The sequence below is a fragment of the Staphylococcus shinii genome, assembly GCF_017583065.1.
Lineage (GTDB): Bacteria > Bacillota > Bacilli > Staphylococcales > Staphylococcaceae > Staphylococcus > Staphylococcus shinii.
The window spans coordinates 83,432-103,093 of record NZ_JAGEVL010000006.1 but is presented as its reverse complement, the minus strand read 5'-3'; the positions used below and the strand labels follow the sequence as shown (position 1 = coordinate 103,093).

The following is a 19,662-nucleotide window of genomic DNA, read 5'->3' as shown; positions in this document are numbered from 1 at the left end:
TTATCCAAAAAGTTGATTCATTAGTTTAATAGCTAAATCAGGCTTTATCATGCCATGTATTAGCATTCTTCCATTTTTAAAACTTACTATTCGATACCCTTTGTATTTAAATTGAAGCAAATAGTCGTTACGCTTATATGCAATTTGATGTTCTACTAAAAATGCTTCTAGCATTTCCTGGGAAATGTTAGGGTTTTCATACTGCACTGTATCTCGTCCGCATAAACTAACAAATTGCCGCTTTGTTTTGTTTAAATGTGGGTATGTGGGCGATTCTCCACATGTCGGACAATGTGCCCGCTGTAATTTACTATAGCCGAACGTAAAATGTGTACCCTCCCATAAGTCTCCGTATGTTACTTTGGAGCCAATGCCTTGCTTGGTTAACACTTTTAACGCGTCCCTCATCTGTAAACTTGTCGTCATACCTACAGCTGGTTGGATGACGCCAACTGTATCGCAAGTTCTGTTAATAACAGGTAATTGCGGTATCAAACAATTAAAGCATGGCGTTAATCCTGGGATAAACGCTGTTTCTACATATGTACTTTCTACCACACCACCATATATCCAAGGAATTCTTTGTTGGAATGCAAAATCATTGATCAATTGACGCGTTTCAAAGTTATCTGTCGCATCTAATATAAGCTGTACATTTTTACAATGTTCATCTAAAAATTGCCGATTAACATGTGCAATATGACAAATTAAATGTAAATCTTGGCGAATTGCTTTTAAATGCCGTTCAGCTGCAACGACTTTAGGTAAAGCTTCATGTGCGTCAATTTCCGTATATAAAGTTTGTCTTTGTAAATTACTGAACTCAATATAATCTCTATCGACGATTGTCAGCGCACCTACACCAGCTCGAACTAGACTTTCAGCAAGATGTGTCCCTAAAGCACCCATCCCAATAATTACAACATGCGCATTTATAATTTTATCTTGTCCTTCAGGACCAATGTGTTTAAATAAAGTTTGTCTTGAATAGCGATCTTTAGTCACACGCATTACCCCTTCTATACATCATTGTTTCCATTATAAATCTTGGGTCACAATGTAACAATGTTTTGGTATTAATATTATGAAAAGTAGTGTTTTCCCTTAGCTAAATATTTGTAGTTAATAATTCATTTCTATATTGAAATTATTTTCAATAAACTATATATTAATTAATCATACCCCTTGCTTAAGCGTTCATGATACAATTAATTGAATACTATTCGGAGGTGAATCAATGGCACGTTCAAGGGATTATGAACAACTATTAACCCAAGCTAAAGACATCGTGATTAATTCTATAGGTGAGACTATGGATCTTTACGGGGTTAACCGTAGCGTTGGCAATTTATATGGGACGATGGTGTTCGAACAAAAAAGCATGACACTAGATGAAATGCGCTATGAATTACAAATGAGCAAACCAAGTATGAGTGCAGGAGTTAAAAAACTTCAAGAATTTGATGGCGTTAAACAACAATTTACGCGTGGTAGTAGAAAACAACATTTTGTTGCTGAAAAAGATTTCTTTACTTTCTTCGGTAATTTTTTCTCACAAAAATGGAATAGAGAAATTAAATTAAATTTATTGGCAATTCAACGAGCAGAAAAATTATTGGACCCCATTATTCATTCAGAAAGTGCATCTGAGGAAGTCATCGAAGAAGCTAAAGAAATGTCAAAGCAATTGGACCATTCTAAAGTATATTATGCTTGGTTATCTACATTATCTGAAGCACTTAATACAGGGGAAATTTTCGAACATTTCCCTATTCCAAATACCCGTGACGAGTAAAAGGCATGAAGTTCCAATTGGGACTTCATGCCTTTTTCAAATTTGGATAATTAAACCATCATAAGCGATTGTCGCATCCAAGCCTGACTGCTTTAATTGTTGTTCTAACATCATTAACTGTGATTTATTTAAACTTTCTGTTGCTTCTATATGTGTAAAGTAAGTATGTTTTGCATTTATTTCACGTGCAAGTGCTACACTTTCATCAAATCGTGTTTCTCCTAGACCGTCAAGAATCCCTGCTTCAAGTATACGTTCATGAGTTACAGGATTAACTTCGTTACTACCAAAAGGTAAAATCGCCACGTCAACTTCTTTTACCTTTTGGCTAGGTTTATAATTTTTTATTTCGTCTGGGATAATCAAAATACGTTGTGTATTCGCGATAATATAAAATCCAAATGCAATTTCCTCTGCTAATTGAACCCACTCTATCGACACATCTTTAATATTTATTGTTGAATTATTTTCTAAAACTTCTTTTTCAATCACGCCAATTTCACTCAAGTAATTCAAGTGGTCCCAATGACCTAAATATTTTTAAAATCTGCCTTTTGTTGCTTTGTTATATAAATTTTAGACATTTTTGATTGTGGTATTTTATTAATAAAATCATAGTTGAGTGTTTCCCATATTCTAAGACCCATTGTATGATCTGGATGCCAATGTGAATATAATCCATATTTTATATCATATATTTGAGAACGTCGTAATTGATAAAAAATATCTCCCGAGTTATCAATTAACAATTGTAAATCGTGAATATAAATAGCTGGGCCAGTTCGCTGAACAGTGTCTTTATGTTGTGAAACTGACTTATACAACGAAGGCACGCCACCAGCAGTCCCCAAAAACTCTATTTTCATATATTCACCGCCTTAAAAAGTATTTATAATAATCTTAAACCAAGCATTTAGAGAGACTGGATAGAAGTCGATTTTTGTAAATTGCTTTCTTTGTATTCTTCTAATATTACATGAAGATGTGTTTCTATATAACAAACAAAGTCTTAGGTATTAATTCTTCAGACTGTATAGTTTATTCATTGTAAATATCCAGTATAAGTATTATTCAAACAATATTTATAACTTCATGTGCTAAGCCAGTAGCTTCGTAATCGGAATGTGTCACAAATATAATAGGTATTTGCCATTTTTCAAATATACGTTTAACAAGCTCCATACTTTCTGTTTTAGTTGCGTCATCTAAACTTGAAAATGGCTCGTCTAATAATATCAAATCTGGTCTTGTACTTAGCGCTCTTGCTAATGCTACACGTTGTGCTTCACCACCTGATAGTCGCAAAGGGTATTGTGCTTTTAAGTGCTCAATATTTAATTGCTGTAAAAGTCTGTCTATATGTTGAGAAGGTTTGGCCATGAAAGTTATATTATGATAAACATCCATATTAGGAAATAATTGATAATCTTGAAATAAATAACCAATATTTCGTTTTTGTATTTTCACGTCTATAGCCCGCTTTGTATCAGAAATAACGTGATTATTGAGTTGGATAAAAGCATTATTCGGCTTTCTTAAACCAACTATCATATTTAATAATGTTGTTTTTCCTATCCCCGAAGGACCCTTAATCGCATAAATTTTAGGCTTATTATCCTCGATATCGATTTTTAACTGTTGATCTTTTAGTAGATGATTTAAATGTATTTTCAACAATTACTCCACCTCCCTAAAACGATCTTTATTCAATATATTTATAGTTCCAATTACAGTAATTGCAAATGCTACCAACACGATTACCCATAACCAAGCTTGATTTTCTTTACCTTGTTCTACTAAGAAATAAATTTCTAATGGCAATGTATTTGTTTTATTTGGAATATAACCTGCTACCATGAGCGTGGCGCCAAATTCACCAATCGCACGTGCAAAACTCATCATAATACCTGAAAGTATTGGCCGTTTGGATAAAGGAAAAATTAGTTTAAAGAATATTTTATTCTCACTAGCTCCCATTGTCCTAGCAGTATTTATCATTTTATGATCAATGCTACGAAAGCCTTGTACGGTATGCTGATACATCAGTGGAAAACTTACGATTACTGAGGCAATAACAGCCCCAGTCAGAGTGAAAACAACTGGCATATTTAATACGTTCTTGAAAAATGCACCTACGAAACTTTGGGGTGAAAAGATAATTAGCAAAATAAAGCCCATTACAGTAGGTGGTAATACAATTGGTAATACAATGATACTTTCTAAGATCCTAGCAATGATACCATGGCGTTTATATAACCATTTTGATATTAAAATACCCATTAAAGTAACAATAATGGTACTAATTAGAGCTACTTTAAGTGATATCCAAAATGGTGTCATATCTTGCATTGCTAAAACCTCCTATACCTCGAATTTATATTTTTTCATAATAGCTTTTGCTTTATCTGTTTTTAAGAAATCTATCCATTCTTTAGCTAGCTTATCATCTGTTATCGTAGCAGATTTATAAACAATTGGATTTTGTAATTCTGCGGTATTAATCTCTTTGACTTTACTATTACCGTTTTGTTGACTCTGATATAAATCTGTCTGGTAGACATAACCCATTTGCGCATTACCTTTTTCAACATAATTTAATACTTGGCGTACATCTTTTGCATAAACGAGGTGAGCTTTAACACTGTCAAATAAATCATTACTTTTCAGATATTGTTCAGCGTATTTGCCAGCTGGTACTGATTTGGTTTCCCCAATAGCTAATTTGTCGCCATCTTTAATGTCTGTAACAGATTTATAGTCACTATCTTTTCCACCGATAAGCACTAACTTATTTTTCGCGTATTCATATGTATTTTGTGCATGATCTTTGTCTACAAGTGCATCTACATCTTTTTCATTTGCTGACATAAATACATCAACAGGAGCGCCTTTTTCTATTTGCTGTCTTAAAGCACCTGAACCGCCATAATTAAATGTAACGTCTACATTACTATGTTCATCTTTAAAAGCTTTTTCTAAATCTTTTGTTGCATCTGTAAGACTTGCTGCTGCTGCAACATGTAATACTTGTTTTTCATTTTCTTCGTTTTTCGTTTTAGCATTTTTATTACCCTTATTTTCATTAGAACACCCTGCCAAAATAATTGTTAGGACAAGAAATGTAATAAGTAAGTATTTAATTTTAATTTTCAAAAAAATCACTCCTTCACTTTATTATATGCTTGCAAATAAGAAAATAAAAGCAAGAAAATAGGAATAAGATAGAAGCAAATCAAAATTTGTTATTTGATAGCCTCATCTTACTCCTAACCAACAACAAGGTAGATAAAGTTTCATAAAAGCTACTTTATCTACCTTGTTTATACTATTATTGTTAATTTATTTTATTCATAAAATATCTATGAAACGTTTAAATGCCGCTCGACCAAACTTAGTATTTTTAAAGACACCTGCATCCTCTAATACACGTTTAAATTTGTAACCTACTTCATTATCTACAATTTTATTTACATTGTCAGTGTCGATATCATAAGTTTGCTTCATATCATCAGCCCATTGTTTATGGACGCCTAGATTAATATGGACTGCACCTAGTAAATATGATTTCACTTGTTGCAATTCTTCTTTTAAACGGCCAGGCAATATCGCCGTTCCCATCACTTCTATTAGTCCTATATTTTCTTTTTTGATATGTTGTACGTCTTTGTGTGGGTGGAATATGCCATCTGGAAACTCCATAGAAGTCTGATTATCTCTCAATACAATATCCAATTCATACAATTCATCTCTATACCTTGCAATAGGTGTAATCGTATGATGTCTCTCTCCCTCTTTGCTATAAGCCTTAATATCTACACTATTATCAGAATATTGATTCCACTGCGTCATCACATGTGTAGCCGCTTGAATTAACTCACTACTGTTTTTACTTTTTAATCTAATCACACTCATTGGCCAATTTAAAGTACTTGCTTCTACCGATGGAAAATCTGTTATATTAAATTTTTCAATTTCCGTTGCATTATCCATAGGGAATACATGTCTCCCAGTTTGATAGTGATTATGTGATAGTATAGATCCACCTACAAGCGGAATGTCCGCATTAGAGCCAATAAAATAATGTGGGAATTTTTTTATAAAATCAATTAAATTAACAAAGGTTTGTTTATTTACCTCCATCGGCACATGTTGTTCAGAAAAAACAATGCTATGTTCTAAGAAATAAGCATATGGAGAATATTGAAATCCCCATGGTTGTCCATCTAAATTTAAACGTATCACACGATGATTAGCACGCGCTGCTTGGGTAACAGAGCCTTGAAAACCTTCATTTTCAATGCACAAGGCACATTTAGGATACTCCGTAGCAGGCGCAGCTTTAGCTTTTGCAATTTGCTTTGCATCCTTTTCTGGTTTGGATAAATTAATAGTTATTTCAATATCACCATATTCAGTATCCACTTCATAATTAATATTGTTTGCTATCGCATCTTCTTTCACATAATGATTACGTTTAGCAATTTCATAAAAATAATTTGTCGCCATTTCTGGCGATTGTTCATAGGCTTCTCTAAACTTCCTATTAATGACTGACGGCCTTGGTGTGATTAAATCTAAAAGTTGTGCTTCAACAATTTCTCTAACGTATAACGCATCTTCAATGCAATTTTCATTTATAGCTTCATTAATCCAATATTGTGTTATTTCATTTGCTGTAGCATCTTTAGCTAATGGGGATTTCAAGCTCTCTGTAACCCCTCGAGCATTTAAAATACGCAATAATTGATTTTGAATATAAATACTATCTTCTTGTTCATAATCACCAAATGAAATTGCTTGTGCGACAAATTGCTGCACTAATTGTTGATTTAATAACATGCGTTATCCCTCCAAACTTTGTTGATAACCATTAGGATGCTGATGATGCCATTGCCACGCTGAATCAATGATGTCGTGTATATTATCATGTTGTGGTTTCCAACCTAAGACAGACTGTGCCTTATCACTTGCCGCAACTAACTTACTTGGATCCCCGGCTCTCCTTGGCCCAACTTCAGCTTTAATTGGTGCTTTTGTTACTTTACGTGCTGCTTCTAAGATTTCAAAAACAGAGTAGCCTTGACTACTACCTAAGTTAAACGCACCCGATACGCCTCCGTTTTGTAAATACTGATAAGCTAAAATATGTGCATCAATTAAATCTACAACATGTAAATAATCTCGTATGCAAGAACCATCTTCAGTATCATAATCATCACCAAAAATAGTTAAAGCATCACGTTGTCCTAACGCCACTTGCAATACAATAGGAATCAAATGTGTTTCAGGGCGATGGTCTTCACCTATCCATCCACCTTGTTTAGCACCAGCAACATTAAAGTAGCGCAGCGCAGCATAGTTTATACCATAAGCATTATGGCACCAATGCATCATTTTTTCCATCATTAATTTACTTTCGCCGTATGGGCTCGTTGGTGTTTTAGAATCTTCTTCTGTGATTGGTACTATATCTGGTTCTCCATATACTGCCGCTGTTGATGAAAATATAATATGCTCTACTTGGTGCGCATACATTACCTCTAATAATACTTGTAAGCCATATACATTATTGTTGAAATAAGCTAATGGTTTTCCTACAGATTCTCCAACTAATGAGTATGCACAAAAGTGAAACACACCTTCAATATGTTCATTTGTAAAAACGTGTTCTAAAAATGCTTTGTCACGAATATCACCTTCATAGAAACTTGCATCTTGATGCACTGCTTCTCTATGTCCCGTTCCTAAATTGTCTACAACTACAACTTTGTAACCTTTCTCAATCAATTGATCTACGGCATGGCTGCCTATATAACCTGCCCCACCCAACACTAAAACAGACATATAAAAACCTTCCTTCATTTATTTTGTATCACTTATAAAGATGTTACGCCACCGCTAATACCTACGTGGTAAAACGATGGTGCATAACCAATTTTTTCTAAATAAGCTTGGGAAACTTCATGTTCTAATTGCTTGATACTGTCTTTATGCACTAAGGCAATCGCACAACCTGCAAATCCTGCACCTGTCATTCTCGCCCCCAATACACCATTAACTTGTTGAGCTGTTTCAGCTAATGTATCCAATTCAATTCCTGTAACTTCATAATCTTCTTTCAATGAAGCATGAGACATATTAAGTAGTTTGCCAAATTGTTCGAAATCATCTTCCGCAAGTACTTTACGCGCAAGTTTTGTACGTTCATTTTCTGATACGGCATGCTTAGCTCTACGACGTGATACTTCATCTTTAATAAGATGCTTATTTTGATTAAATCGGGCTAATGTAAGTTCTCCTAACGCTCCTATATTCAATTCTTTTTTTAATGCTGCAAGCGCAGATTCACATTCCGCTCTGCGCTCATTATATTTACTTTCAGTCAATGAACGTCGTTTATTCGTATTCATTATAGAAATCACATAATCTCCAAATTTGGCTGGTACATATTCAAACTCCAATGTTGCAGTATCAAGTAATATTGCATGGTTTGCTTTACCCATGCCAATAATAAATTGATCCATGATGCCTGAGTTCACACCCATAAATTTATTCTCGACCAATTGACCTATTTTAATAAGCTGCAAACGTTCTAATCTCAAATCAAATAAACCTTTTAATAACCAACCTGTAAGTATTTCGATTGAAGCAGACGACGACAAACTGGCTCCATTTGGAATGTTACCTTCGACTAAAATATTAAATCCTTGGTCAATTTCATTGAATGTTTCAGTTAAATATTTTACGACGCCTTTTGGATAATTCGCCCAATCATCATCTTGATTAAATACTAAATCATCCAAAGTGAATGTTACGATGCCATTTTCTTCAAAATTATTTGAATAAAGTTGAATTTTACGGTCGTCTCTTTTAGTTGCTAATCCATAAGTTCCTAATTCTATTGCTGCTGGAAAAACATATCCCCCATTATAATCAGTATGTTCCCCAATTAAATTGATTCTTCCAGGGGCAAAAGCGCTGACTTCAGCTTCTACACCAAATAACGTTTCAAACTTTTCGTGCATTGCTTGTAACATAAGATTCCCACTCCTTTTTATCTACATTAAATGCAAAGTGATTAATTCTTTTTTATTAGTAAACACAAACAAAGTTTACTTGTTTACTAAAAGTTTTGTCAACGTAATATACTTCACTTAGACTTTAAAAGTATTCCGAGACTTCAATGGTGCTTCTACTACTATATGAATAGCAAGCTTTCTTGTCTGATTAATACGTTCTTCTGCCATCCTTACTGCAGTTCTACCAAATTCATCTACAGGAATATGTACACTACTAATAGAAGGAACAGCATATTGGATAACCTCTAAATCATTAAAACTGATTAACTTTACATTCTCTGGTATTGCAATTTTATTCTCTTGAATTTGCTGTAAAATGCCTATTGCGACCATGTCATTTCCTGCAACAAACACTTGTGGGAGCTCCTGTTTGTGCTGTATAAATGTTTTAACCGCTAGCTCACCGTGTTCTTTTTTCCATCCATTAAGCAATGCTATCGTTTCTAATTGATGTCTTTCACACCAAGCTTGATAAGCTTTATATCTTACATCAGTTGCATTTGAAGTTGGGGTGCCATCTAAATCTCTTATTGTATGATACCCGCCTATGTATGCTATGCGTGTTAAACCTAAGCCCTTTATCTTATCTAGCAAGTTAGTCATAGAGTAATGAAGATCTGAATATACAGCATCTATAGATTTAGGTACATGGGGATTATTAATTACTACCATATTAGGATTATAATATTGGAGTTTGTGTAGCGCATCAACTGAAAAATTACCTATAACGATAATTGCTCCCGCTTTTTCTATTGTATTTAATTCATTATCGTTTTGATTACCATCTATACGTATTGTTCGCTTTAACGATAGATTTAAACGTTTAACTTCCGCTTCAATTGCCAATCGAATTTCTCTATAATATGGGTCTGACATTTCTTTAGCTCTTGACGCATAAGTAATGATTTGAATACTTTTATTTTTTCTTGTTGACTTGTGATATTGTTTCTCTTTTACTATTTGGTGGATACGCTCTCTAGTATTTTTTGATACCGAAAGTGTTGGATCGTTATTCAATACTCTGGATACAGTACCAGGACTAACCTCTGCTAAATGTGCAATATCTCTTATACTTACCATATCAAATTCACCTCTTTATTTTGTTTACCTCAAGTTTACTTTCATTAGATTCGTAAATCAATCTTAACTATTTCTAATTCATAATTACGGTTTAAGTGTTCCTTCTACTTATATTAATTTACATGAGTAAAATCGAATTATTTTTTTATAATTAAAAATGCGCTAAAATATAAAGTGAAGACGAAAAGAGGTGTATGGATGAATGAAGACGTTTTAACCAACCAACCAATCGTACGATATGAAAATGGTAAACTTATTGAAAAAACGGATCACTATGTAACAGAATTCCCTTTAACAATTATGGTCAATGGAGAAGAATTCGCTACCGTAATCTGTAGCCCAAACCATATGGAGGAACTTGTACTTGGTTTTCTAGCGTCTGAAGGGGCTATTCTAAAAAGTGATGACTTAAAGTCAGTTCAAATAGATGATAGTAAAGGGTTTGCTCACGTTGAATTAACAAAACCACTAGGAGAACGTTTTGAATATTCAACTAAAAGAATGATTGCATCATGTTGTGGTAAGAGTAGGGAATTTTATTTTCAAAATGATGCTGCTGTAGCAAAAACTTCTATGTCAAAAATTGTTATTAGCCCAAAACAAATTCTAAATATGATGACACGTTTACAAAGTGCAAGTGCCGTTTTCAAACAAACTGGTGGTCTTCATAATGCAGCTATTAGTGACGGAGAGGCGTTCTTCGAACATCGTCAAGATATCGGCCGTCATAATGCGCTCGATAAACTTTATGGTTATTGTATCCAAAGACACATCCCTGTGAGAAATAAAGTGCTAATTTTCAGTGGACGTATCTCCTCTGAAATACTAATTAAAGCCGCTAAAATAGGTGTAGGTGTTATACTTTCGAAATCTGCCCCAACCACGTTAGCTGTTACGCTAGCTGAAGACTTAAATATTACTGCAGTTGGCTTTATTAGAGACGGAAATTTCAACATATATAGTCACCCTGAACGCGTCCAATTAGAGCATATGTAATAAATAATTCACTAATATACAAAACGATCCTAAGACATAATTATATGTCTTAAGATCGTTTTTTAATTTACATTTAAGCTTGTTCTTTCAATATTTGGTAGCAATAACTGATAAAAATGTATCCTTGTTTGATATACATGTGTTTCGCACTATCCTCACCATCAGCGATAAGGATAATAACTTTATCTTCCGAGACATCGGCTACAAATGATTGCATCGTTTTACCTATCCCTCGTCTTTGATAATCTTCTAATACACCAAAACCATCTATTTCAACTGTTTTTTCAGTAATTATTAAATCTAAAATACCTACTGGAATGTGATTATCGTAAGCAATAATACGTGATTTATTTTCGCTTCGAAATTGATTACGTATTACTCGAATACTTTCTTCTGTGTATTTAAGTCCAAATGGTTCCGAAAACTGTCGATAGATTTTAATATAGTCTTCTAAGGTTTGATTCGTGACAAATTTTACGTCAATATTATGATTTTGAGTTCTACGAATGTTTTTCGCCTCAATTGCATAAAGTTCCATACACCCTAATTCGAAGCCATAGGATTTAATTTCATCTAGCCAAAGTTGGCTTAAAGGTGTATTCTCCGGAAAAGTAAACGCTAAATGGTCAGAATATTGTTGTCTATGTAAACTTTGTTGCATTTCCATATGTTGTTTCCAATCCTTGATTGCAGGCATTTCTTTATACATCCATTTATTCGCATCATATACTAAAGGTTCTTCTGGCGTTAAATAAATTGTTTTAACCTGATCGTCAGAATAAATTTTACCTTCTTGAAATATATTTGCCATCGAAATCGTCATGAACCCTCACCCTATCTTATTTGCTTCGTCTATTCTTACGAATGTCTAAAGTTTTTATTTTAACAACTGTTTAAATTGGCTATGATTTAGCATGATATTACCAATCAAACTTGCGACAATTGCTTTTAAAATATCAGCAGGCATAAATAATAATGATAATGAAACAGATTTCGTAATAGGTAAATTAGTTATCAATCCCATTATGATTGTACCTGTGATATCTAACAATAAGACGCCAAAAACGATTGTTGTAATTAATAGTACAACAAAATTAATTTTTTTAAAATATAAGTCTCTTACCAAACCAATAAGATATGTAATAACTGGATACATAAATAAAAATCCTGCTGACGGTCCAGCAAATACACCAATTCCACCGCGACCACCTGATAATAAAGGTAACCCCGCAGCTACTAGTAATAATAAAACAATGACACTTAACGTACCATATTTACGACCAAGCAAAATTGCCGCTAGAAATATACCAATGTTCTGTAATACAATCGGTACGGGCATGACAGGTAATGGAATAGCAGGCACAAAACCTAGAACAGCTATAATTGCCGTCATTAAAGCAGTATATACTAAATATTTTGTAGTCAAAGTGATTCCCCCTTCAATGAGAAAAATTATATCACAAATGTAAACTAATAAAAACAATAAGTTTACATTTATGAAGACATAATTTAAGGAGCGAGTTTGAAGCCAAAAGATAACTTTTGACTTCATATGCTCGCCCCTTAGGCTAATTAATCATTAAAATTTATTTACATATACTTTTATAGAATATAAATTTCTATTTATTTAAAAATTTCTCTTTTAAATCTTTTCTCATATATTCTAATGTATAAGGGTCATTATACCAATATGTTTCTGCTTGAACTTGAATCACTTGATTATTTTGAACAGCTGGTATATTTTGCCATAAATCTGTTTTTTCATAAGCTGGTTTTGCTTTACCTTCACTTGTTGAAACAATGTAATCGCCTGCATAGTCTGCAATTTTTTCTTGCTTCACTTCTGCCCAGCCTTCTTTTTTAACTAGGTCATTTAATTTGTCAGGTATTTTCAGGCCAAAAGCTTGGTATAATACTTCGCCGCCACGACCCCAGTTTGGTCCGTAGCTATATAATTTTTTATCAAATTCATCAAAGATAGAGACTGTTGCATCTTCACCGATTTTCTCTTTGATTTCTTGACCATCTTTTTTAGTTTGTGATTTCCATTCTTTTTCCCATGAAGCTACTTCATCTTCTTTACCAAGCAACTTACCTAATTCTCTTTGTTGATCTAAGTATTTATGCTTCCCATAGTCATAAACAACTGTTGGTGCAATTTTATTGTATTTTTTAATGTTCTTATCTGTAGAGTAAACAACGATTAAGTCTGGCTTAGCTTTTGCTACTTTTTCTACATCATTTTCCCCGATTTTTTCTACGTCTTTAAACTTATCTTTCAGTAATTTACTACTGTCTACTTGTTCATTGACAGCTACAATATTACCTCCAAGATATTTAATACCGCCAGCATATGTCGGCGCTACAACAGCAATTCTTTCAGGATTTTTTGGTATATCTAGGCTTTTACCACTATCTAATTTATATGACTTTGTTTCTTCTTTTTTGTCACTATCTGATTTATTACCACATGCAGCTAAAATAAGTACTAAAACAAGTAACGGAAACACTAATTTTTTCATAATTCTCCTCCAATGAAAATGATTATCAGTACCAATTGATTATATAATGACTCAAGTAATTTTACAATAGTAAACAAGTGAATTTTTTATTTTTTTAATTATTAAAAAATGCATTTAGACAATTTGTCTAAATGCATAGTTATTGTATTGCTCTTAATATTTAAAAATGATCTAATACGCTGTGTGCAATATTTGTATATGCCATGTCTTCCATAGGCGGATTGTGTAAACCAGCGCGCATATCTCTATAATAGCGTTGTAAAGGACGTTCCATTTCAAGACTTTTCGCGCCTACAATACGCATTGCAATATCTATAACTTCTAATCCCTGATTCATTACCATCACTTTACTAGCAGATGTTTCATTCCATTTCACTTTTTGAGAATCTTCATTATTATATAAAGCAGCTGTACTCCATAAGAAGTGGCGTGCAGATAATAAAAGTGTTTCCATTTTCCCAATATTTTGTTGGACAGTCGGTAAATCACCAATTGTTCCTTCTATACTATTAGGGCTATACGTTTTGGAAAAATCTACTGCATAATCACGCGCAGCTTGAGCGATACCTAAGTAAACACTTGGTATGTGTAATATCCATCCATTAGGCTTTTTACCACCAGCGCCCCTTATTTCGACAAAATTTTCTTCTGGTAAATGTACATCATTCAATACAAGGTCATGGCTTTCTGTTGCACGCATGCCTACCATATTCCAATTATCTGCTATTTCCACCCCTGGAGTATCTTTAGTTACTAAGAAAAAACCCACTTGGTCGATTGCTTCGTAATAGGCACTTACTACAAAATGTGTAAGCCCTTTGCTCATAGATGTAAATGTCTTCACACCATTAAGTACAAAGCCGTCGTCAACTTTCACTACATTAGTTGCCGGTCTGCCACCACGTGTTGGGCTACCAGTTTCCGCTTCACTAACTGCTCTATTCACTAATGCACCTTTCTTGACTGCTTCAGCAAATTGATTAAGCATATCTGGTTCCCACATTTGTTGTTCATATAATTGTCCAATTACACTCAAATGCCAACCTATTGATAAAGCAGTTGCGCCATCGATTGATCCCAAATAACTTTGAAGTATCACCATATCTTCAACAGTCGCACCTTCACCACCGTATGCTTTCGGTAACGTTAGTAATGTATAACCTTCATTTACAAGCCACTCAATATTTTCGTAGGGAAAATGTGAATGTATATCATTGTATTCTGCTTTCGCTCTAAACTCGTCTTTTATAGTATCTAATTTAGCAATCCATTTTTCTTGAATCTCCGTATTTATTAATGCGGAAGTATTCATTTCCTTCACCTCGTTCGTCACTTTTTCCTTATTAAATACAAGTTTAACACTCGCTATGATTGAAATAAAGCTTTTCAAGCGCAAAAACCTTACTTTACCGATAAGATTTATTATGATAGTTTATACTTAATGAAATATTGGGGGAAATTGAATGATTAATGTTAAACATCTTATACATAAATATAATCAAAATACGATACTTAATGATGTAAGTTTTGCTCAAGAACAAGGTACTGTTACTGCAATTATTGGGCCAAGCGGTTCTGGTAAAACAACATTATTAAGGACTTTAAATGCATTAGCCTTACCAGAATCTGGGACTATTACTATTGGCGATGAAACATTTAATGCTTCAAAGCACACTAAAAAGGACATTACAAAATTACGTCAAAAATCTGCAATGGTCTTTCAAAATTATAATTTATTTAAGAATAAAACTATTTTAGAAAATATAACTGTTGGTTTAATACATGGTAAAAATCACAGTACAACTCAAGCTAAAGAAATCGCGTTATCCTATTTAGAACGCGTTAATTTGCTAAATCAAAAAGACAAATATCCAATCCAACTGTCTGGCGGTCAAAGTCAACGCATCGGTATCATACGTGCCCTTGCCCTTAACCCAGATGTATTATTGTTGGACGAACCAACCTCTGCGTTAGATCCAGAATCTATACAGAGTGTACTATCACTCATTAAATCAATTGCACAAGAAGGTATGACAATGGTTTTAGTAACACATGAAATTGAATTTGCTAAAGCTATTGCCGATCAAATGATATTTATTGATGATGGTCAAATTATTCATCACGGTACGCCACAAGAAGTATTAGATAATTCTAAATCTGAAAGGATTCAACGTTTCTTAAATAAAGTCATCACGGAGCGTGATAATCAATGATTTTAAAAAGAGCATTTATTACTGTCCTTGTGTTTTCATCTATTGTTCTATTAACTGCTTGTACTCAAACCAACAATTCAAATAAGGGTACGCAAAAAAAAGAAGTTAAAGTAGCATTATCAGCAGAAGTCAACCCACCATACCTGTATACCAATAAGCAAAATGAGTTTGTTGGGCTCGATATGGATTATATGAAATTAATTGAAAAAAAGTTACCACAATATGACTTTAAATATGAAATAGGTGAAGAAGAATCAAATTTAGTTGGTATTGGTGCTGGTAAATTTGATATGGGAATTAACTGGTTTTTCAAAACACCTGAACGCGAAAAACAATTTCTGTACCAAGATGTGCCCTATAGTTATGCGTTGCCTATGTTAGTAGTCAATAGTAACAATACAGACATACACAGTTTAGATGATTTACCTGGAAAATCAATCACACCTATGGCACCTAGTGGCGGACTATATTCCATTTTATCTCAGTACAACAAAAATAATTCTTCAAAAATCAATATTAACACGATTCAAGAACCTTCTAATGGAGACAATTTAAAAATGGTCAGTCAGCAACGACGTGATGCCATGTTATTAAACTGGAATACTTATAAAGCCATTCAAACACAAATCAAAGAAGATGTTAAAATTGGTGGCATTGTAAAAAAAGAACCTCTACATATCGTTTACAATAAAAAACATCAAAAATTACATGATGATGTTGATCAAGCGACATTAGAATTAAAAAAAGAAGGTAAATTACAAGCACTTTCAGAAAAGTATTTTGATATTAATGTCTTCGATGACTTAGATGAAATTAATGACAAAAAAACACAATTGGAGGTTCAACGATAATGCAATCTGTAAATTGGTTAGATTTGTTTGGACAAGTATTACAACAATTACCCTTAACTTTATTAATGATTGTTATATCATTGATATGTGCATTGATTCTAGGCTTTATATTAGCCCTTATTCGCATTAAGCAAATTAAGATACTTTCACCAATTGTAAGAATTTATTTATCTTTTATACGTAGCACACCATTACTCTTACAACTATTTTTAGTTTACTTTGCACTGCCCCAACTATTGTTATTGATTCATATAGATATTAATCATTTTAGTAGATTATTTTTCGTTATCTTAGCCTTCACATTACATACTGGAGCTTATTTATCAGAAATAATACGAGCTGGATATCAATCTGTAGACTACCATCAAATAGAAGCCGGTTTATCAATCGGTCTATCCTATCCTAGAATACTAAAAGAAATAATTGTTCCACAGGCTTTAAGAAATAGTATTCCAAATTTAACAACGCAAATTATTGAACTGGTAAAAGATACTTCATTAGCTTTTACTATAGGCATCATTGATATGATGGGACAAGTTAAATTGATTATCGGGAATAATTATGGTTTAGGCATGTTAGAAGTTTATATTGTCATTTCAATCATCTATTGGATTATCGCTTTAATTATACAAGGCACATTTACTTTTATAGACAAACGTGCACAAAAACCATATCGCATTTAAGGAGGATATTCATTTGGACTTTGTTTTATATACAATAACTGAAGTGCTTAAAGGTGTTCCTAATACAATAATGATTTCTATTGTTGCCATAATCGTAGGCCTGATTGTAGGATTATGCTTTGCACTGATTCGCTTAAAACACGTTCCCGTACTGTCGCACTTTATCATTGTTTACAATTCATTTTTCAGAAGTACGCCATTAATCGTTCAGCTGTTTATTTTATATTATGGCTTACCTGCTTTTATTATATTTTTAAACGATCAATTCAAATGGCATATTAATCCAGATATTTTTTCACCTTTAATGATTGCTTTTATTGTTTTTTCATTACATGCGATAGCTTATCTATCAGAATCAATAAAGAGTGGATTACAATCGGTAGAATTTGCTCAAATAGAAGCAGCTCAAAGTGTAGGTCTTTCAAGGTTTCATATTTATAAAGAAATCGTTTTGCCTCAAGCTTTTGCGTATGCCCTGCCTAATATAGAAAACCAATTTATTATGCTAATTAAAGGGACATCACTCGCATTTGCCGTACAAGTCACTGAAATTATGGCAGTAAGTCATGTAATTGCTAATGAAGGTTATCAGTTTATAACAGTTTATTCAGTTGCAGCAGCATTTTATTGGCTATTAGCCATTTTATTAGAGTTTCTATTTTCAAAAATGGAATACAGAACAACACGTTACTTAAATACACGCACAACTTGATACAAATTAATATGTCTTAAAGATAGTTATACTTTATTTACAATAGCAACTCGCTATTAAAATAATATAGCGTTTACGTTTGTCAATCAAACTGCCAGCGGTTTTAATTTTTTTGGTTGTTTTATTAATTCAATCATTAAAACTACTCTAATTAATAATTATTAATGATCTTACGTTTACTCCACCTTTATTAACGCTTTATATTCAAAAATGAATTTAAAAGTTATTAATATGGATACATTATCAATATTAATAACTACCTGTAAATATCACCTATTACAGACGATGAACTTGTAGAGTTTTAGCTCATAAAAAACAAAGGATACGATATCAAGCTTCTACATCTTGAACATTGTATCCTTTGTTTTATAATACTTTTTTATATTTAATATATGTAGAAATATGACAAAATAAATCATTTTTAAATAGATCTTATTGTCTCTATCCTTTCTAAATCAGCCAACGTTTCACTCTCAAAATATTATAACGCTAAGCTTTTAGCATATTGTTTTTTCAATTTATAATACTTTTTAACCTTTTTAGACATCGTTCCATTTTGTAGTTCATTTTTAGTGATAATTGGATAATCCTTAAATATAAGAGAACCTAAGTATCCACAAACTGCACTGCTGATAGCACACATAACCGCAACTGTAATCACAGTTAAGGCGTTATTAAAACCAAACATAACCATAAGCCCAGCTATTGGTGTAGCAGTACCCGTCGCATCATTTACTAATCCAAACATAGCTATAATCACACCTGAAATTGCGCCACCAACAAAGTTAGTTATGTATACAGGTATTGGATTTGCAGTTACAATATCTGCTTGAGATAACGGTTCAATAGCTACTGAAATTGTCGTTTTGCGATCTCCGAACTTCATACGTTTAAATAATACAAAATTCATAAATGAAGAACCGAATACTGCCAATGCACCTATAGCCATCGGAGTACCAGTTAATCCTAGTAATGCAGTCAATGCCATTGAACTTAATGGCGCAGTGGCAACCACAGTAATAATACCACCTAAAACAATGCCCATTAATATTGGGCTTGATGTAGTAGATTCTTTAATAATATTACCGATTTGAAGCAAACTTGCATCAACCAATGGCGTAGTACCAATTGCGATTAATCGTGTAATTGGTGCAATAACGATGATTGCTGCGATTAAGTCAAGTCCATCCGGTAACTTTTCTTCCATCCATTTCATACCAAAACTAACAATATAAGCTGCAATGAAACCGGGTAGTAAATCCATGTTGCCGCAAGCAACTGCAATAACAAATGCATAAACAGGAGATACACCCATCGCCAATGCCACTAATCCAGCAGCTGCAACACCACCAAGTCCACCGGCAGCATCTCCTAATTGGCCTAAAAATGGTATACCAATCAAGTCTCCTCCCACATACTTATGAAATGCTTCAACTAAAAATGACGCAATTGCAGCATTAGCAAGAGCACCCATCGCCTTACCACCATTAGGCGCTTTACTCGTGAATAATGTAAACAAACATAATACAATCCCTAAAAATATGACTCCAATTAGTAAATTCATGATAACACCTTTCCCAGTCGTTTTTGTATGCGCTTTCATTCAACAAATATTAGTATAACACAGTTAATTTGTTTCTAAAAATAAATATTAGTTGGATACATAATAAATATTATAATTTTACATTATTCAGAATATTCTTTTTATTTTTACTTATGTACAATTTGGTT

Annotated in this window: 21 protein-coding genes; 6 read left to right on the top strand and 15 right to left on the bottom strand. The window is 33.2% G+C overall.

Annotated elements, in window-relative coordinates; all coding sequences use genetic code 11:
• Nucleotides 1–1,005, bottom strand: a complete 1,005-nt coding sequence (locus J5E45_RS09220) for a ThiF family adenylyltransferase (RefSeq protein ID WP_069792412.1) — start codon at nucleotides 1,003–1,005, stop codon at nucleotides 1–3.
• 232 nt (nucleotides 1,006–1,237) lie between these two features.
• Between J5E45_RS09220 and cudC the strand changes: the two genes are divergently transcribed.
• Entirely contained in the window at nucleotides 1,238–1,795 is a 558-nt protein-coding gene (cudC, locus tag J5E45_RS09215) for a choline uptake/conversion transcriptional regulator CudC (protein ID WP_107548703.1), read from the top strand.
• 36 nt (nucleotides 1,796–1,831) lie between these two features.
• Here the strand turns inward: cudC and J5E45_RS14385 are convergent, their stop codons facing one another.
• From J5E45_RS14385 to J5E45_RS09175, 9 genes are all read right to left on the bottom strand, one after another.
• Nucleotides 1,832–2,311, bottom strand: a complete 480-nt coding sequence (locus J5E45_RS14385; protein WP_237282867.1) for a metal-dependent hydrolase — start codon at nucleotides 2,309–2,311, stop codon at nucleotides 1,832–1,834.
• A 14-nt stretch (nucleotides 2,312–2,325) separates the two neighbouring features.
• Nucleotides 2,326–2,661, bottom strand: a complete 336-nt coding sequence (locus J5E45_RS14380) for an MBL fold metallo-hydrolase (protein ID WP_237282866.1) — start codon at nucleotides 2,659–2,661, stop codon at nucleotides 2,326–2,328.
• Nucleotides 2,662–2,866: 205 nt separating this feature from the next.
• Nucleotides 2,867–3,472 (bottom strand): ATP-binding cassette domain-containing protein, encoded by a 606-nt coding sequence (locus J5E45_RS09205; protein ID WP_069792410.1) that lies wholly within the window; start codon nucleotides 3,470–3,472, stop codon nucleotides 2,867–2,869.
• On the bottom strand, nucleotides 3,473–4,144 hold the full coding sequence (gene modB, locus J5E45_RS09200) for a molybdate ABC transporter permease subunit (RefSeq protein WP_039068029.1): 672 nt from the start codon (nucleotides 4,142–4,144) through the stop codon (nucleotides 3,473–3,475).
• 12 nt (nucleotides 4,145–4,156) lie between these two features.
• Entirely contained in the window at nucleotides 4,157–4,942 is a 786-nt protein-coding gene (gene modA, locus J5E45_RS09195) for a molybdate ABC transporter substrate-binding protein (protein WP_069792440.1), read from the bottom strand.
• Nucleotides 4,943–5,143: 201 nt separating this feature from the next.
• Complete coding sequence (gene galT / locus J5E45_RS09190; RefSeq protein ID WP_069792409.1) at nucleotides 5,144–6,634, bottom strand: UDP-glucose--hexose-1-phosphate uridylyltransferase; 1,491 nt, start codon at nucleotides 6,632–6,634, stop codon at nucleotides 5,144–5,146.
• Nucleotides 6,635–6,637: 3 nt separating this feature from the next.
• Nucleotides 6,638–7,639, bottom strand: a complete 1,002-nt coding sequence (galE, locus tag J5E45_RS09185; protein WP_039068032.1) for a UDP-glucose 4-epimerase GalE — start codon at nucleotides 7,637–7,639, stop codon at nucleotides 6,638–6,640.
• 32 nt (nucleotides 7,640–7,671) lie between these two features.
• On the bottom strand, nucleotides 7,672–8,832 hold the full coding sequence (locus tag J5E45_RS09180) for a galactokinase (RefSeq protein WP_208182101.1): 1,161 nt from the start codon (nucleotides 8,830–8,832) through the stop codon (nucleotides 7,672–7,674).
• 117 nt (nucleotides 8,833–8,949) lie between these two features.
• Nucleotides 8,950–9,954, bottom strand: a complete 1,005-nt coding sequence (locus J5E45_RS09175; RefSeq protein WP_208182099.1) for a LacI family DNA-binding transcriptional regulator — start codon at nucleotides 9,952–9,954, stop codon at nucleotides 8,950–8,952.
• 198 nt (nucleotides 9,955–10,152) lie between these two features.
• Between J5E45_RS09175 and fdhD the strand changes: the two genes are divergently transcribed.
• Nucleotides 10,153–10,950 (top strand): formate dehydrogenase accessory sulfurtransferase FdhD, encoded by a 798-nt coding sequence (fdhD, locus tag J5E45_RS09170; protein ID WP_039068036.1) that lies wholly within the window; start codon nucleotides 10,153–10,155, stop codon nucleotides 10,948–10,950.
• Nucleotides 10,951–11,023: 73 nt separating this feature from the next.
• Here the strand turns inward: fdhD and J5E45_RS09165 are convergent, their stop codons facing one another.
• The 4 genes from J5E45_RS09165 to J5E45_RS09150 all read right to left on the bottom strand — a co-directional run bounded on the left by J5E45_RS09165 (nucleotide 11,024) and on the right by J5E45_RS09150 (nucleotide 14,784).
• Nucleotides 11,024–11,773 carry a GNAT family N-acetyltransferase gene (locus J5E45_RS09165; RefSeq protein ID WP_039068037.1) on the bottom strand — a complete coding sequence of 250 codons (750 nt, stop codon included), beginning with the start codon at nucleotides 11,771–11,773 and terminating at the stop codon, nucleotides 11,024–11,026.
• 54 nt (nucleotides 11,774–11,827) lie between these two features.
• Entirely contained in the window at nucleotides 11,828–12,376 is a 549-nt protein-coding gene (locus tag J5E45_RS09160; RefSeq protein ID WP_039068038.1) for a biotin transporter BioY, read from the bottom strand.
• A 193-nt stretch (nucleotides 12,377–12,569) separates the two neighbouring features.
• Nucleotides 12,570–13,472, bottom strand: coding sequence for an ABC transporter substrate-binding protein (locus tag J5E45_RS09155; protein ID WP_039068040.1), 903 nt, complete (start codon nucleotides 13,470–13,472; stop codon nucleotides 12,570–12,572).
• Between the two features lie 160 nt (nucleotides 13,473–13,632).
• A complete protein-coding gene (locus J5E45_RS09150) occupies nucleotides 13,633–14,784 on the bottom strand; it encodes an acyl-CoA dehydrogenase family protein (RefSeq protein WP_208182098.1) in 1,152 nt (383 codons plus the stop codon).
• Nucleotides 14,785–14,935: 151 nt separating this feature from the next.
• On the opposite strand from J5E45_RS09150, the gene J5E45_RS09145 reads away from it, so the two are divergent.
• From J5E45_RS09145 to J5E45_RS09130, 4 genes are read left to right on the top strand one after another with little or no spacing between them, the layout of a single operon-like run.
• Nucleotides 14,936–15,685 carry an amino acid ABC transporter ATP-binding protein gene (locus J5E45_RS09145; protein ID WP_039068043.1) on the top strand — a complete coding sequence of 250 codons (750 nt, stop codon included), beginning with the start codon at nucleotides 14,936–14,938 and terminating at the stop codon, nucleotides 15,683–15,685.
• A complete protein-coding gene (locus J5E45_RS09140; RefSeq protein WP_039068044.1) occupies nucleotides 15,682–16,536 on the top strand; it encodes an amino acid ABC transporter substrate-binding protein in 855 nt (284 codons plus the stop codon). Before J5E45_RS09145 ends, J5E45_RS09140 begins: the two co-directional genes overlap by 4 nt.
• Entirely contained in the window at nucleotides 16,536–17,219 is a 684-nt protein-coding gene (locus tag J5E45_RS09135) for an amino acid ABC transporter permease (protein ID WP_039068045.1), read from the top strand. The genes J5E45_RS09140 and J5E45_RS09135 overlap by 1 nt, the downstream gene beginning before the upstream one ends.
• A gap of 13 nt (nucleotides 17,220–17,232) precedes the next feature.
• Nucleotides 17,233–17,931, top strand: a complete 699-nt coding sequence (locus tag J5E45_RS09130) for an amino acid ABC transporter permease (protein WP_039068047.1) — start codon at nucleotides 17,233–17,235, stop codon at nucleotides 17,929–17,931.
• Between the two features lie 481 nt (nucleotides 17,932–18,412).
• Here the strand turns inward: J5E45_RS09130 and J5E45_RS09125 are convergent, their stop codons facing one another.
• Nucleotides 18,413–19,495, bottom strand: a complete 1,083-nt coding sequence (locus tag J5E45_RS09125; protein WP_039068048.1) for a PTS sugar transporter subunit IIC — start codon at nucleotides 19,493–19,495, stop codon at nucleotides 18,413–18,415.
• Nucleotides 19,496–19,662: the final 167 nt, after the last annotated feature.

What these genes read in the sequence shown, in the direction of transcription:
- J5E45_RS14380 (WP_237282866.1), bottom strand. Translation starts at nt 2,661, where the DNA reads ATGAAAATAGAGTTTTTGGGGACTGCTGGTGGCGTGCCTTCGTTGTAT.
- modB (WP_039068029.1), bottom strand. Translation starts at nt 4,144, where the DNA reads ATGCAAGATATGACACCATTTTGGATATCACTTAAAGTAGCTCTAATT.
- fdhD (WP_039068036.1), top strand. Translation starts at nt 10,153, where the DNA reads ATGAATGAAGACGTTTTAACCAACCAACCAATCGTACGATATGAAAAT.
- J5E45_RS09175 (WP_208182099.1), bottom strand. Translation starts at nt 9,954, where the DNA reads ATGGTAAGTATAAGAGATATTGCACATTTAGCAGAGGTTAGTCCTGGT.
- J5E45_RS09140 (WP_039068044.1), top strand. Translation starts at nt 15,682, where the DNA reads ATGATTTTAAAAAGAGCATTTATTACTGTCCTTGTGTTTTCATCTATT.
- J5E45_RS09180 (WP_208182101.1), bottom strand. Translation starts at nt 8,832, where the DNA reads ATGTTACAAGCAATGCACGAAAAGTTTGAAACGTTATTTGGTGTAGAA.
- J5E45_RS09145 (WP_039068043.1), top strand. Translation starts at nt 14,936, where the DNA reads ATGATTAATGTTAAACATCTTATACATAAATATAATCAAAATACGATA.
- J5E45_RS09155 (WP_039068040.1), bottom strand. Translation starts at nt 13,472, where the DNA reads ATGAAAAAATTAGTGTTTCCGTTACTTGTTTTAGTACTTATTTTAGCT.
- cudC (WP_107548703.1), top strand. Translation starts at nt 1,238, where the DNA reads ATGGCACGTTCAAGGGATTATGAACAACTATTAACCCAAGCTAAAGAC.
- J5E45_RS09150 (WP_208182098.1), bottom strand. Translation starts at nt 14,784, where the DNA reads ATGAATACTTCCGCATTAATAAATACGGAGATTCAAGAAAAATGGATT.
- J5E45_RS09135 (WP_039068045.1), top strand. Translation starts at nt 16,536, where the DNA reads ATGCAATCTGTAAATTGGTTAGATTTGTTTGGACAAGTATTACAACAA.
- galT (WP_069792409.1), bottom strand. Translation starts at nt 6,634, where the DNA reads ATGTTATTAAATCAACAATTAGTGCAGCAATTTGTCGCACAAGCAATT.
- galE (WP_039068032.1), bottom strand. Translation starts at nt 7,639, where the DNA reads ATGTCTGTTTTAGTGTTGGGTGGGGCAGGTTATATAGGCAGCCATGCC.
- J5E45_RS09125 (WP_039068048.1), bottom strand. Translation starts at nt 19,495, where the DNA reads ATGAATTTACTAATTGGAGTCATATTTTTAGGGATTGTATTATGTTTG.
- J5E45_RS09165 (WP_039068037.1), bottom strand. Translation starts at nt 11,773, where the DNA reads ATGACGATTTCGATGGCAAATATATTTCAAGAAGGTAAAATTTATTCT.